9 protein-coding genes are annotated in these 14,249 nt (G+C 70.7%); 2 read left to right on the top strand and 7 right to left on the bottom strand.

The annotated features are described in order from the left end of the window. Positions 1 to 195: 195 nt before the first annotated feature. From TR46_RS19725 to TR46_RS38105, 7 genes are all read right to left on the bottom strand, one after another. Positions 196 to 1,155, bottom strand: coding sequence for a LuxR C-terminal-related transcriptional regulator (locus tag TR46_RS19725; protein ID WP_042402971.1), 960 nt, complete (start codon positions 1,153 to 1,155; stop codon positions 196 to 198). Positions 1,156 to 1,211: 56 nt separating this feature from the next. After that, positions 1,212 to 1,781, bottom strand: coding sequence for a nucleoside 2-deoxyribosyltransferase (locus TR46_RS38110; protein WP_052432934.1), 570 nt, complete (start codon positions 1,779 to 1,781; stop codon positions 1,212 to 1,214). Between the two features lie 405 nt (positions 1,782 to 2,186). After that, complete coding sequence (locus TR46_RS19715) at positions 2,187 to 3,239, bottom strand: helix-turn-helix transcriptional regulator (protein ID WP_042402967.1); 1,053 nt, start codon at positions 3,237 to 3,239, stop codon at positions 2,187 to 2,189. Then, positions 3,236 to 4,276 carry a LuxR C-terminal-related transcriptional regulator gene (locus tag TR46_RS19710; protein ID WP_042402965.1) on the bottom strand — a complete coding sequence of 347 codons (1,041 nt, stop codon included), beginning with the start codon at positions 4,274 to 4,276 and terminating at the stop codon, positions 3,236 to 3,238. The genes TR46_RS19715 and TR46_RS19710 overlap by 4 nt, the downstream gene beginning before the upstream one ends. A 274-nt stretch (positions 4,277 to 4,550) precedes the next feature. Beyond that, positions 4,551 to 5,318: a methyltransferase domain-containing protein gene (locus TR46_RS19705; RefSeq protein WP_042402962.1), complete on the bottom strand. Its 768-nt coding sequence runs from the start codon at positions 5,316 to 5,318 to the stop codon at positions 4,551 to 4,553. A 116-nt stretch (positions 5,319 to 5,434) separates the two neighbouring features. Then, entirely contained in the window at positions 5,435 to 6,961 is a 1,527-nt protein-coding gene (locus TR46_RS19700) for an NADH-quinone oxidoreductase subunit NuoF family protein (RefSeq protein ID WP_042402958.1), read from the bottom strand. After that, positions 6,958 to 8,325, bottom strand: a complete 1,368-nt coding sequence (locus TR46_RS38105) for a hypothetical protein (protein WP_152626573.1) — start codon at positions 8,323 to 8,325, stop codon at positions 6,958 to 6,960. Before TR46_RS38105 ends, TR46_RS19700 begins: the two co-directional genes overlap by 4 nt. Before the next feature lie 342 nt (positions 8,326 to 8,667). Here TR46_RS38105 and TR46_RS19690 point away from each other — a divergent pair, with 342 nt between their 5' ends. Both TR46_RS19690 and leuS read left to right on the top strand, forming a co-directional pair. Continuing rightward, positions 8,668 to 10,836 (top strand): S53 family peptidase, encoded by a 2,169-nt coding sequence (locus tag TR46_RS19690; RefSeq protein WP_063770627.1) that lies wholly within the window; start codon positions 8,668 to 8,670, stop codon positions 10,834 to 10,836. 428 nt (positions 10,837 to 11,264) lie between these two features. Continuing rightward, complete coding sequence (gene leuS, locus TR46_RS19685) at positions 11,265 to 14,174, top strand: leucine--tRNA ligase (protein ID WP_042402955.1); 2,910 nt, start codon at positions 11,265 to 11,267, stop codon at positions 14,172 to 14,174. The last annotated feature ends 75 nt before the right edge of the window (positions 14,175 to 14,249 follow it).

Raw genomic sequence — 14,249 nt, 5'->3', positions numbered from 1 at the left:
GCATCACTACTCATGGTCGGCGCTGCTGTCGTCGGTGTTGGGATTGGGGTAGTTGCGCCAGGCGTGAGCGCGCAAAGTGTCAAGTCGCAGAGCCACAGCACCGTCCAGGCCGACTCGTCCTGGCCGACGGAAGCAGGGCGGCTCACCCAGTAGACGTACGCAGATCTTCGGTGGGGCGGCGAGTTGGTGGCCGCCCTACTTGATTCCATTGGGGTAGCGCTCGCGAAGCAGCCAGCCGAGGCGGACCGCCGAATCGGTGTCGTACTCGTCGCTGATCTCTGCACGAAGACGCGTGACCATTCGCTCGCTGAGTCCAAGCTCTCTCGCGATCTGTCGAGTGCTGGCCCCTTCGACCAGCATGCGCATCACGGTGAGCAGTGTCTCCTCCACCTGCTCCTCGCGGCTTGTGCGTGGCGTGAAGTCCTCACCGAGAGTCCACAGCAGTTCGAAGACCTCGACCATGGCGGCGACGGTTGAGGGGTCCTGAATGAACACGGCTGCGCTCACGTCACCCTGGTAAGGGACGATCACGACGTTGTCGATGACGAACTGGCGCAGCGGCAGGCGCGGAAGTGTCCGTACCCGGGCCCCGACGGCGGTCACGGCTTTCACATACGCCTGCACGGCGACCTGGCGTCGCACCGGGGCCAGATAGAGGATTCTGACATCGGCACCGCGTTGGATCACATCCAGATCGCGCCCCAGTACTGACTCGATCTCAGGCGCCCTACGGCTCGCTTCGGGATGGACCGTGAGCATTCGAGTTCGGCAACTGTCCAACAACAGTTCCAGCCGCTGGCCGATGGCCGGAGCACCTCTGACTACTTCAATCAGACCGCTCTGCGCCTTTTGGGCCGTCCAGTACTGCTGGGCAAGCGTGGCAGTGTTCTGGGGTAGCCGAGATACCCATCCCAGGTCGCGAGCGATTTCCTCCAGGACCCGCGATGACTGGCGGGCGACGGCAAGCGCCGGATCAACCGCGACGACAACATCAGGGTAGAGGGGATTGGTGGCCAGCAGCCCGAAGGCCATCAGATGCGTCAGGGCCTCTTCCCCGTTCGGCTGTGACTTGACCTCGGCCACGGGAACTTTGCCCTGCTCGAGTACCAGCCCGTAGACCGCCTCTTCCTGGGGCGTCAGATCACGCCGCTCCACCGCCAGCTCTCCCCAACCTTCGCTGCCGGCCAGTGCCAGGCCGCGTAAGCCAGACCTTAGCTGGTCGGAGCGGAAGTCGCACCCATCTCGTCGGCGCTCGGCCAGATGGTGTTGTCCGCCCAGTCCAGTGCGGTGACGAGGATCTGCTGGAGCGCCGTGGCCGACCAGGAATTGTCGTAGGCGAGGGGGAAGACCGGGCAGACCTCCTCAAGGGATTCCACGAGGGGGTTGTGCTCGACGGCGCGGTCGACCAGCAGGATGATCGGCTTGCGCATGGCAGAGGCCCAGCCGAGTTCGAGGGCCACGCCCGACGACAACGGCGAGCCGACACAGGCGACCACCACGTCGGCGGTCATCACCGCACGGTGCGTGGAGGGGACCCGGGGGCTCTCGGCGGCGCCGCGGGCGACCCAGGACTGGTCGTGATGCGAGGAGAACACCCGCACGCCGCTGCCCAGCAGCGCCTCGCGCAGGGCGGTGACCCGGGCCCGGAGGGCCAGGGGGAAGACGCCGTCGGCAGGACCGGTCAGGCGCAGCGAGGGGGTGGCCAGAAAAACCCGCAGGAGCTGTGGCTCCACAGCTGCGGTCCTGTCGGCTGTGCCGTCCTCGACCAGGTACTCACTCATGCTCAGCTCCGTCGAGACAGCCGACAGCCCCGACCGGGTACGAAGTACCGAGTCGGAGTGTCGGTGGGACTGGGTAGAGCGGCCGGCGCCGGCGGCCCTTCGGGGGGATGAGCAGATCCTCGCCCGGATCTCGCACGTGTGTCCAGATAATCCCACCGGCCACCGATGGCATGGCAAGCAATGGCCACAGCCGCCCCGCCAGTGCCCTCGACCTCGCCCCTGCCGTCACGGGGGGCGGGAGTGACTGTGGTGACTGGCAAATGTTGGCCTGGCACATGCTAGCCGTTCAGAGGGCATGGACGCGCCAAGTTGGCGTACGCAATTATCGAGTCACACCCAGGGCCGACCCTCCTCGGCGGTCCAGGTACGAGGCGCCGCGTCACCCCCGGTCGCGGCGCCTCGCTTTCAATCGGCGTCGGCGTCGGCGGCCCCCGGGTCTCGCGGCCCCGGGATGGATTGGCTGTCCTGCAGGGCCTGCCAGCGGCTGCCCAATGCGTACAGACTGGTCACGTTGAACTTGCCCTTCAGCTGGGCCAGCCGGTTGCTCAGCGTGCGCTCCGAGACGCCGAGACGGTTCGCGATGGCGTCCATGGTCAGCCCCTGGTCGAGGAAGCGCAGGATCGCCAGCTCCTCGTCGTCCAGGGTGATCGGTAGGAGGTCGCCGGACGTCGCTGCCCCGTCCCAGTGCTGCCCCATGGCCCACAACAGCTCAAAGTGGTCGACGAAGTGAGCCACGATGTTGGGGTTGGGGATTTTCAAGTGGCGTCCTGCCGAGCCGGTCGGCCCTGACCTGTCAGGTACCTGAGAGGCAACGGCTTCCGGCAGGAAGGCGATGTGGCGATCGATGATCAGTGCCTGAGTGAACAGCCAGGGGACAGTACGGACTTGCGCGCCTCTCCGGGTCACCGCCTCGATATGACTGCGCAAATGGTCCTGTTGGCGTGCCACATTGGGATAGATCGCCCGGACCGGGAGCCCCCTTGCCAGTGCAGTGCGCACGCCCGTGGCTACCTGGGATGCGGCGATGTCTGGTGGCCCTTGGGGGAGGCAGGCGAGGATCTCGTGTCCTACGCCGTTGAGAGCCTCGGCGATTGCCTGCTCCATCGATTGCGCCTCGTGCAGGTACAGGACTTCTCCGCGCTCTCTGGTGAGGCGACGATGCTCGCGCGTGAGCCTTTGAAGAGCCGTCAGTAGAGGTGCGGCTTGGTGAATCAGAGTCTCGGCGGTGGCAGTGTTGCGCCCGCTCAACTCCGCTGCAACCATGCCGGGATCCACCGGTGACAGCCCCGAAGCGGCCGAATTGGAACGCCGCGTGAGGCCGAAAGCCAACAGTTCTTCCACGTCCGAGGCCCTGGCCTCCAACTCTGACGTGAGGAGAGGATGCCAAGGCGCCAGCAAGCGCGAGAACAACTCCTCGGCCCCGGCGCCGAGGATGGACTCCGGCTGACCCTCAGTCACTCGTGCACGCTCCCTCTCAGCTCGGAGGATTCGGGTACCGGAGCAGGGAAGGGCTGCTTCTTCAACCCCTGCCACTTGCGGCCGAGGCCGTAGAGCGAGTTCACCTCCATCTTGGCCCTGAGAGCTGTAAGGCGTTTTCCGAGAGTGCGTTCGGAGATCGAGAGTCGTGCTGCGATCGCTTCCAGGGACAGGTCCTGGTCCAAGTACTCCAGGATCAACCGCTCCCACTGATCCAGAGGCGGGGCGGCGTGCTCTCCGGTTACTGCCCCGTCCCACTGCTGCCCCAGCGCCCAAGAGAACTCGAAATGCTCGACGAAATGTGCAACGAGCAACGGATCATTCACACAGAGTGCTGAACGGTAGGGGTCCCTGCGGATCCCCGTGTCCTGAAAGACGTCGCTGAGTCCGGTGTTCGGCATGAAGGCGACTTTGCGATCGATGATGATGGCTCGAGTGAACGGCCAGGGCACTGTACGCACGAGCTCGCCGGCCTTCGTTGAGCGCCGGACGTGGTCACGCATCATCGGCTTCTGCCGTTGGTTGGTCTGGTAGATCGTACGGATGGTCACACCCCGGTCCAGGGCAGGCTTGTCACGCCGGTAGGAGAGATCCAGGTTCTCCTGGCTGCGCGTGCCATGGGGTTGGGCGCAGAGCATCTCGAACTCGATCTTTCCGACGGCGTTCCCGATGGCATCGTTGATCACTTCCAGGCCGTGGAGGTAGGTCACCGGTCCGGCAGAGTCCCTTTGCGCCTCATGGAATTCGTCGCTGATGTCAGCCAGGCGTTGCTGTACTGCTGCGGCCTCCTGCAGCAGCGTGCTGACCTCCGAGGACAGGCGTAGGCTCAATTGGAGGCTGACGGATGCCGGATCGTTCAGCACGAGACCGCCCTCCGCGTGCCTGCTCACGAGTCCCAGCTCCAGCAGCTCTTCGAGCGCCTCGGACGGGGCGGGCTCCTGCCCCGCGACGCCGTTGCGGACCAGCTCGGCGTACAGCAGTTCCGCGTGCTCGCTGACGCCCGACGTACCAGTCTCCACCGGCGTTCTCCCCGATCGATCGGCTGCCTTCCCCGGAAAGGCGTTGCCGATCCTAGTCATGTCGCCTGTGTGCGTCCGATCGGACGGGGAGGCAGGTGCGTTCTGGTTCCCGCAGTTTCCGATTCAGGCACCCGTCAATCACTTGTTCGAGGCCGCTTTGATGATCATTGTTGGCGGCACGGCGCGTGCCGGGGGCAGTGGCACCAGCGACCCGCTGCCCCCGCGCGCTCGGCGTCCTGCCGGCCCGCCGCCTCGCCTTTCGGCCCTCCAGCCGTCACCGCGGCTTGCGGGCCTCGATCAGGAAGCGCGCGGCGGTCGCCACGAACGGGCCGTCCCGGCGGATCTGCTGGTCCAGTTCGCGCAGCCGCTCGCGGTACTGGTCGACGGTGAAGCCGGGGACCATCCAGATCACCTTGCGTAGGAAGTAGACGACCGCGCCGATATCGAAGAACTCGGTGTGCAGGGTCTCCACTCGCAGGTCCACCACCTCGAGGCCGGCCGCCTCTGCGGCCTTGCGGGCGTCCTCCGGGTGGCGCCCGCGACGTGACTCCTGGGGCTGCGGGCCGAGGAAGTACTCGACCACCTCGAACACACTGGCGGGGCCCACTTGCCGGGAGAAGTAGCTGCCGCCGGGCACCAGCACCCGGGCGATCTCGTCCCACCAGGTACGGACCGGGTGGCGGCTGGTCACCAGGTCGAAGGCGGCGTCGGCGAAGGGCAGCGGGGGCTCGCCGCTGTGGGCGACGACCACGATGCCGCGCGGGTTCAGCAGCCGGGTGGCCTTCTCGATGTTCGGCGGCCAGGATTCCGTGGCCGCCGCCGCTGGCGGCACGGCGGGCGCCCCGGCGAGGACCTCGCCGCCCCCGGTCTCGATGTCGAGCGCCGCGCCCGCCCGGGCCCAGCGCTCGCCCATGGCGCGCTGGTAGCCCCAGGAGGGGCGCTGCTCGGTGGCCCTGCCGTCCAGCCAGGAGAAGTCCCAGCCGTCCACGGACACTGCGTCGGCCTCCGCCACCAGCTCTTCGAAGTTTCGCATCGCGGTCATGGTTGCGATCGTCGCCCAGCGACCCGCCGATGGCGAAGCCATTTACGTCAGCACGAACCCCCGAACCCGAACCCCCTACCCCTACCCCTACCCCAGGCTGAACCTGGCCCCGGCCCCTACCCGGCCCGGCGGCTGAGCCGCAGCGCGAGCGCGGGGCACTGGCTGACGGCACGTCGGGCGCTGTGCTCCAGCCAGGGGGCGATCGGGGTGGTGCCGATCACCGGGTAGCCGTGCGGGCCGAGGGCGACCAGTTCGGGGGCGACCGCCGCGCACAGCCCGTGGCCGTCGCAGCGGGACCAGTCCACCTCCAGCGTCGCCTCCGCGTTCGCCCCGCCCGCTGCGGGCAGCGCCGAGGCGGTCTCGCCGGGCAGCGGCAGCAGCCCCCGGACCGGGCGGCCGCAGCCGCGTCCCGACTCGTGCACGGCCAGATCCTCGGCGAAGACGGTCAGCGCCGACAGCACGAAGCGCGCGGTGCCGTCCGGGTGCGCGCAGGCGCCCCGGCCGCGGACCGCCGCCACCGTGCGTCGGGCCTGGTCCAGGGCGGACGGACCGCCGCCGCCGGTGGCCAGCTGGGTCAGTGCGTCGGCGGTGTTCGGCAGGCCGAGGCGGCAGGGGCCGCACTGCCCGGCCGACTGCGCCGCCAGCCACGCGGCGATCCGGGCCACCTCGCCGATCGGGCAGGTGTTGTCGGGCAGTGAGGCGATCGCCCCGGCACCGAGGGTGCCGCCGACCCCGGCGAGCCCGGCGCGCGACAGGGGCGTGTGCGCCGCGTCCTCGGGCCGGAGCCACGCGCCGTGGTAGCCGCCGACCAGCAGCCCCTGGCCGGGCGGGATGCCGCAGGTGTCCAGCACCACACCCATCGGAGCGCCCGCCGGGACCTCGACCACCAGCGGGGGGAGCGCGGTGCGGGTGAGCGTGAGCAGCAGCGTCCCGGGTTCGGCCGGGGTGCCGACCACGGCGTAGGCGTCGGGACCGAGCCGTCCGGCGACCGCGAGCTGGGCGAAGGTCTCGGCGTTGGACAGCAGCGTGGGCCTGCCGCGCACACCGCCCCTGCCGCCGTCGCTGGCACGCGCCTTGCGCTCGGGGGGGACGGCGGGCAGGCCGGAGATGCCCCGGATCAGCGCGCCCGACTCCCCGGCGACAAAGCGCTCGGGCAGGCAGACGGTGCGGATCCGGCAGGGGAGCAGCGACTTGGCGCCCTTCCGCTGCCGCTCGTCCACGGCACGCGGGATCGCGGTCTCGCCGGGCCCGCCGGCGCTGACGCCGACGACGATCTCCTCGGCGCCGAAGGCCTCGGCGGCCAGGCAGGCGCCGTCCAGGATCAGGTGCGGGGTGCGGGCCAGCAGCATCCGGTCCTTGGCGCTGGCCGGCTCGCCCTCGGTGGCGTTGACGACCACCACCGGGCGGTACCCGGTGCGGTCGGCGGTGGCCAGCACGGCCCGCGCCTTGCGGGCGAAGGGGAAGCCGGCCCCGCCGCGGCCGCGCAGGTCGAGGCGGTCGGCCAGGGCGAGCAGATCGTCGCGTTCGTAGCGCGGCAGCGGTCCGTGCGCGGTGCGGTGGTCCTCCAGGCCCAGTCGTACGTGCTGGTCGAGGCCGGCGGTGAGTCTGGCCGGTCCCAGCCGCATGACCTCGGGGGCCGTCACCAACCGCCTCCGTGCTCGCGGCCGGGGGCGGCCTGGACCGGGACGCCGTAGGGCGGGGTGTCCCAGGTGAGCGCGGACCAGGCGCCGCTGTCGTCGATCGAGTCGGGGACGTAGTAGGGGGTGGCGAAGAGGTTGGTGGGGACGGCGAAACCGTGCGGCGGGGTCTCGGCCAGCGCGGGGTGCGGGCGGGCGTTGCCGTCCCCGGCCCACGGGGAGGGCGCCGAGGGGTAGCCGTAGCCGCCGACGGGGCCGTAGCCGCCCAGGGCCGAGTAGGCGTCGGCGTACTCGGGCTGGTACCCGTACTGGTCCGGCCCGGGGTACTGCACATGCTCGGCGTAGGCCACGGGTTGCGGGTACGGGACCTGCTCGGCGTAGGGCACGTACTGCGGCTGAGGCTGAGTCATGTACTGCTGCTGATACTGGTCCGGAACGTACTGCGGCTCCGGCATCGCGACGGGCACGGCGACCGGCATCGTGGCGGTGACCGGCTCCGGTACGGCCACCGGCTCGACCAGCGGAACGGTCACCGGCTCGGTCACCGACTCGACCGGATCCTTCGCGGCGGACGGCAGTTGGGCGTGGACCGCGAGCGTCAGCTCCTCATCGGCCGCGCCGCTCCAGGCCGACCGGGACGGCTCGTGCGCCAGCAGCGTCCGGTCCGTGCGCTTCCGGGCCGAGCGGCGCTCGGCCGAGCTCAGCACCCGGACCATCAGCGCCAGCGCGACCAGTGCCGCGCACGACCCGTAGCTCCAGAGCACGTAGGTCGCTGCCGCCCGGCCCGCGGTCAGGCCGTGGGCCAGGGCTATCGGCCAGCAGGCGTAGGCGCCGCCGTGCAGCAGCCGCCAGAGCCAGGGCCGCCGGCTGTTGGCGAAGCGTCCGCGGACCGCGCCGGTCGCGGCGGTCAGCACCAGCAGGTCGGCCGAGATCGTGCCGATGCTCACCGCGAAGGTGGCCCCGCCGCTGAACGGCAGCAGCACCACCAGCGGCGAGGCCTCCTGCTCGGCGACCTTCACGGCGATGTGGACGACCAGGAAGCCCAGTGCGGCCACCGCCGTCGCCCGATGGACCGACTGCATGGCCACCCGCTGCTTGATGCTGAGCACCAGCCGGTCGGTGGCGGCGAGTCCGCAGACCACGGCGGCGGTCAGGGACAGCAGGCAGAACACCCCGGCGAAGTAGTCCAGGAAGGCCATCACCCGTCCGGCCGTTCCGGCGAGTGCGCTGGTCATGCTGGGGGCGCCCGCACCACCGCCGAGCGCCCGCAGTGAGGTGGCGCCGATGGTCACCGCGGCGCAGACCATGAGCAGGAACAGCGGGAAGGGGATCGAGCGCGCAGTTGCGGTGCGCTTCTTACGGGCGGTCATCGTGATTGCCTCCGACTCGTCCAACTCTCGTTCCAGGTCGTGCCGGTCCACGGCCCACCCGGAACACGCGTCCCCCGATTCGCTTGCGTGGCCGTGATGCTACCGAGATGTTCGGGTCGCTCCGGGGTGTCCGTCGAAACCCATACCGAGGTGAGTGTCGTGGCCTACCGTTCGCGCACCCGGGTCATCGCGATGACCGAGCGAGGACCGATTGAGGACGGTGACGATGACCCGATCTGATGATTATTCAGCTGATGATCCGCCAATCGGATGCAGTCAGACGTTAGAGCGGACCCCTGGTGCACATCGTCATGAGGACACGCCCCTGCCAGAGAGGTCCCCATGCGTCCCCCCAGAGAACGATCGCTCCCGTCCGGATCCCCCCGGCGTCCGCGCTTCCGTACCGCCGCCCTGCTCGCGCTGCCGCTGGTCATGGCGGGCGCGGTCGTGCCCGCCGCTGCGGCGCAGGGTCGCCAGGACCGGGTGGTGCTGCCGGCCACCCTCCCGTCCTGGGCCGCGCCCTCCGCGGACCGCGGCGAGGTGGCGCCGGCGGCGCCGGTAACCGTGCGGGTCTACTTCGCCGGGCGGGACCGGCGCGGTCTGGAGGCGCTGGCCACGGCGGTCTCGGACCCCCGATCGCTCTCCTACGGCCGCTATCTGACGCCGGCCCAGATCAAGCAGCGGTTCGCGGCGACGCCCAAGCAGGTGCAGGCCGTCCGCGGCTGGCTCACCGGGGCCGGGTTCCGGGTGCTGTCGACCACCCCGCACTTCCTCTCGGTGCAGGGAGACGCCAAGTCGGTGCGGCAGGCGTTCGGCACGCAGCTGCACTCCTACCGGAAGGACGGCAGGACGTACCGCGCGCCCGCCGCGGCGGCCACCGTTCCCGCTGCCGTCGCCCCGTCGGTGCTCGCGGTGACCGGTCTGGACGACGCCCCGCACATGGCCGGCCCGGCGAGCGCCGGCGTGAACCCCCGCACGGGCGCCCCCTCCGGTGTCTCCGCCACCACCCCCACCAAGGTCCCCACCAAGGTCCCCGCCGGGGCCTCCGCCGTGCCGCAGACCGGGCACGACCGGCGCGACCTGCTGCCCCCGCCCGAGGCGGCGTTCGCCAACTCCGGTCCGTTCTCCGACTACTTCGGCGCCACCCCCGCCACCGGCACCCCCGCCGCCTACGGCAAGGTGCAGCCCTACGCGCTGCGCGGCTACACTGGCAAGCAGCTGCGCCACGCCTACGGTGTCGACAACAGCAAGCTCACCGGCGCGGGCGTCACCGTCGCCATCGTGGACGCCTACGATTCGCCGACCATCGGCTCGGACGCCGCCACCTACGCCGCCGCCCACGGCGACCCCGCCTACCGCCCCGGCCAGCTGAGCCGCACCGGCCCGGAGACCTGGACCGACACCCAGGACCCCAGCGCCGCCTTCCCCAACGGCTGCGGCGCCTCCGGCTGGTACGGCGAGCAGTCGCTGGACGTGGAGGCGGTGCACGGTGTCGCACCCGGTGCCGACATCCTCTACGCGGCGGCCGCCTCCTGCCAGGACCCCGACCTCAGCGACGCCCTGGACCGGATCGTCGACGGCCGGCTCGCCGACATCGTCAGCAACTCCTGGGGCGAGCCGGAGAGCGGCAGCGACCCGTCCTCGGACCCGGTCTACGACGACATCTTCATGCGCGGTGCGGCCGAGGGCATCGGCTTCTACGCCGCCACCGGCGACGACGGCGACTACAAGGCCAAGACGGGTGTGCGGGAGACCGGGATGCCGGCCTCGCTGCCCTGGGTGACCGCGGTCGGCGGGACCTCGCTGGCCACCGCCAAGAACGGTGACTACAGCTTCGAGACCGGCTGGGGCACCGACAACGCGGCCCTCGCCAAGGGCGGCCGCAGCTGGGTGAAGCTACCGGGAACCTTCAGCGGCGGCGCCGGCGGCGGCACCAGCGGCCGGGTGGGCGAGCCGCTCTACCAGCACGAGATCGTCCCCTCCACCCTGGCCCGGGCGAAGGGCAGTCGGCACCGGGTGGTCCCGGACGTGTCGGCCGTCGCCGACTCCGGGACCGGCTTCCTGGTCGGCCAGACCGAGACCTGGCCCGACAACAGCGTCCACTACGGCGAGTACCGGATCGGCGGCACCAGCCTGGCCACCCCGGTGATCGCCGCCATCCAGGCGCTGGCCCAGCAGGCCCAGGGCGGGCTGCCGCTGGGCTTCGCCAACCCGGCGCTCTACGCCCGCTACGGCACCCCGGCGTTCCACGACGTCACCGACACCCCGCTCGGCGCGAACACCACCCTGGCGATGGTCCGCAAGGACTTCCGCAACGGCGCCGACGCAGCCGACGGCATCGTCACCACACTGCGGACCATGGGCCACGACACCTCCCTGCACGCCGTGGCCGGCTACGACGACGTGACCGGCGTCGGCACCCCCACCGGCCAGTACCTGGCGTCCTTCCGGCCGGGCTTCCCCGGCTTCGCCAGGACCCACGGCGGCGTCATCGGCGCGCCCCAGCGCTAGCCGGGACGGGCCGCAGGAGCGGCAGGGGCTCCGGCAGGCCGACGCGGACGCGGACGGACGCGGACGGACGCGGACAGAAGCGGATAGAAGCGGACAGGAGCAGACGGGACGCAGACGACAGCGGACGACAAGGGGCGGGCGGGCGGATCCGGCACTGCGGTACCCTGTGCCCATGCGATCCGTGCGCCTGCTTCTTAGCCGGCCGCGCTGACGAGGACCGGCTTCAGGCCGGAGTCAGCGTGGCGACCCCTCATGTAGAGGGGTCTTTCTGCGTTCTGCTCCGATTTTCCGGGGAGCGACCCCCGTACCCCCACGCAGACCCCAGGTGGGCGGCGCGCAGCGGGCCGTGACTCCGCGGAGGACGGGAGCGGAACCGTCGGCCGTCGGAACAGTAGGCAGCGAGCAACCCCTGATGGAGTCTGAAGACGATGAGCGAGACCACACCCGAGGCGCCCGAGGCGTACCGCTACACGCCCGCACTGGCTGCGAGGATCGAGAGCGACTGGCAGGACCGCTGGGAGCGCGAGCGCGTCTTCGAGGCCCCCAACCCGGTCGGCGACCTGGCCGGTGACGGCGGCGCCGCGGAGGTCGGGTCCCGCCCGCACGCCTTCATCATGGACATGTTCCCGTACCCCTCGGGATCCGGCCTGCACGTCGGCCATCCGCTGGGCTACATCGCCACCGACGTCTACGCCCGCTTCCTGCGGATGACCGGCCACAACGTCCTGCACACCATGGGCTTCGACGCCTTCGGGCTGCCGGCCGAGCAGCACGCGGTGGCGACCGGCACGCACCCCCGGGTGTCCACCGAGGCCGCCATGGAGATGTACCGCAGGCAGCTGCGCAGCCTGGGACTGGGTCACGACAAGCGCCGTTCGATCGCCACCATCGACCCCTCGTACTACCGCTGGACCCAGTGGATCTTCCTGCAGATCTTCAACTCCTGGTACGACCCCGAGGCGGGTGCTGTCGGTCCGTCGGGCCCGGTCGGTGCCGCGCGTCCGATCACCGAGCTGGTCGCCCGCTTCGAGCGCGGCGAGCAGGCGACCCCGGACGGCCGCCCCTGGGCGGAGCTGAGCGCGGTCGAGCGCGGCGAGGTGCTGAGCGACTACCGGCTGGCCTACATCAAGCAGGCCCCGGTCAACTGGTGCCCCGGGCTGGGCACGGTGCTGTCCAACGAGGAGGTCACCGCGGACGGCCGCTCCGAGCGCGGCAACTTCCCGGTGTTCAAGTCCAATCTGCGTCAGTGGATGATGCGGATCACCGCGTACGGGGACCGGCTGATCGAGGACCTGGACCTGCTGGACTGGCCGGACGCCATCAAGCTGCAGCAGCGCAACTGGATCGGCCGCAGCGAGGGCGCCAAGGTCGACTTCGCCGTCGCCGGGCACCCGGATGCCGCGGTCACCGTCTTCACGACCCGTCAGGACACCCTGTTCGGCGCCACCTACATGGTGCTGGCCCCCGAGCACGAGCTGGTCGACGCCATCGTCCCGGCCGCCTGGCCCGGTGCCGACCTGCCGCAGGAGTGGACCGGCGGCCACGCCACCCCGGCCGACGCCGTCACCGCGTACCGCAAGCTGGCCGCCAGCAAGTCCGACGTTGAGCGCCAGGCCGACGCCAAGGCCAAGACCGGCGTGTTCACCGGCGCCTACGCGGTCAACCCGGTCAGCGGCGAGCAGGTCCCGGTGTTCATCGCCGACTACGTGCTGATGGGCTACGGCACCGGCGCGATCATGGCGGTCCCGGCGCACGACGCCCGTGACTTCGCCTTCGCCCGCGCCTTCAGGCTGCCGGTGCGCTGTGTGGTGCAGCCCTCCGACGACCGCGGCACCGACGCCTCCAGCTGGGACGAGGCCTTCGTCTCCTACGACGCGGCGCTGGTCAACTCCGCCAACGACGAGATCTCGCTGGACGGTCTGGGCGTCGCCGACGCCAAGCGGGTGATCACCGAGTGGCTGGCGGGCCGCGGCATCGGCGAGGGCACCGTCAACTTCAAGCTGCGCGACTGGCTGTTCAGCCGCCAGCGCTACTGGGGCGAGCCCTTCCCGATCGTCTACGACGAGGACGGCGTGGCGCACCCGCTGCCCGACTCGATGCTGCCGGTCGAGCTGCCGGAGATCGACGACTACTCCCCGCGCACCTTCGACCCGGACGACGCCGACACCTCCCCGGAGACGCCGCTGTCGCGCCGCGAGGACTGGGTCACGGTCGAGCTGGACCTGGGCGACGGTGCGGGCCTGCGCACCTACCGCCGCGAGACCAACACCATGCCCAACTGGGCCGGCTCCTGCTGGTACGAGCTGCGCTACGTCGACCCGGACAACGCCGAGCAGGTCGTCGACCCGGTCAACGAGCAGTACTGGATGGGCCCGGACGCGGCCAAGCCGGCGGGCGGCGTCGACCTGTACGTCGGCGGCGCCGAGCACGCGGTGCTGCACCTGCTGTACTCGCGGTTCTGGCACAAGGTGCTGTTCGACCTGGGGCATGTCAGCTCCAAGGAGCCGTTCCACAAGCTGTTCAACCAGGGCATGATCCAGGGTCAGGTCTACCGCGACGCCCGCGGCTTCCCGGTCCCGGCGGCCGAGGTCGAGGAGCGCGACGGCGCCTGGTTCTACCAGGGCGAGCAGGTCAGCCGGGAGATCGGCAAGATCGGCAAGTCGCTGAAGAACGTGGTCGCGCCGGAGGAGGTCACCGCCGAGTACAGCGTGGACACCCTGCGGCTGTACGAGATGGCGATGGGCCCGCTGGACGTCTCCCGCCCCTGGGACACCCGGGCCGTGGTCGGCTCCTACCGCTTCCTGCAGCGGCTGTGGCGCACGGTGGTGGACGAGGAGTCCGGGGCGGTGGTCGTCACCGACGAGGTGCCGGACGAGGCCACCCTGCGGGCGCTGAACAAGGCCATCGACGGCATCCGCACCGACCTGGCCGGGCTGAAGTTCAACACGGCGGTCGCCAAGGCCACCGAGCTGAACAACTTCCTGGTCAAACGGGGCTCAACGCCGCGGGTGGTGGCCGAGCAGGCGGTGCTGCTGGTCGCGCCGCTGGCCCCGCACATCGCCGAGGAGCTGTGGCGCCGACTGGGCCACGACACCTCGCTGGTGCACCAGCCGCTGCCGGTCGCCGACCCGGAGTACCTGGTGGACGAGACGGTCACCTGCGTGGTGCAGGTCAAGGGCAAGGTCAAGGCCCGCCTGGAGATCCCGCCGGCCATCTCGGACGCGGACCTGGAGGCGCTGGCGCTGGCCGACCCGGCCGTGGTCGCCGCGATCGGCGGCGCCGACGTGCGCAAGGTGATCGTCCGGGCGCCGAAGCTGGTGAACATCGTCACCGGCTGATCCGCAGCATCGGCCGGTTCATCAGCCGGTTCATCAGCGCCCGGCTCAGGGGGACCCCGTTCGGGGTCCCCCTGA

It is taken from the genome of Streptacidiphilus carbonis (assembly GCF_000787775.1).
GTDB lineage: Bacteria > Actinomycetota > Actinomycetes > Streptomycetales > Streptomycetaceae > Streptacidiphilus > Streptacidiphilus carbonis.
The sequence above is the reverse complement of the archived record's forward strand: the minus strand, read 5'-3'. Positions and strand labels throughout refer to the sequence as shown.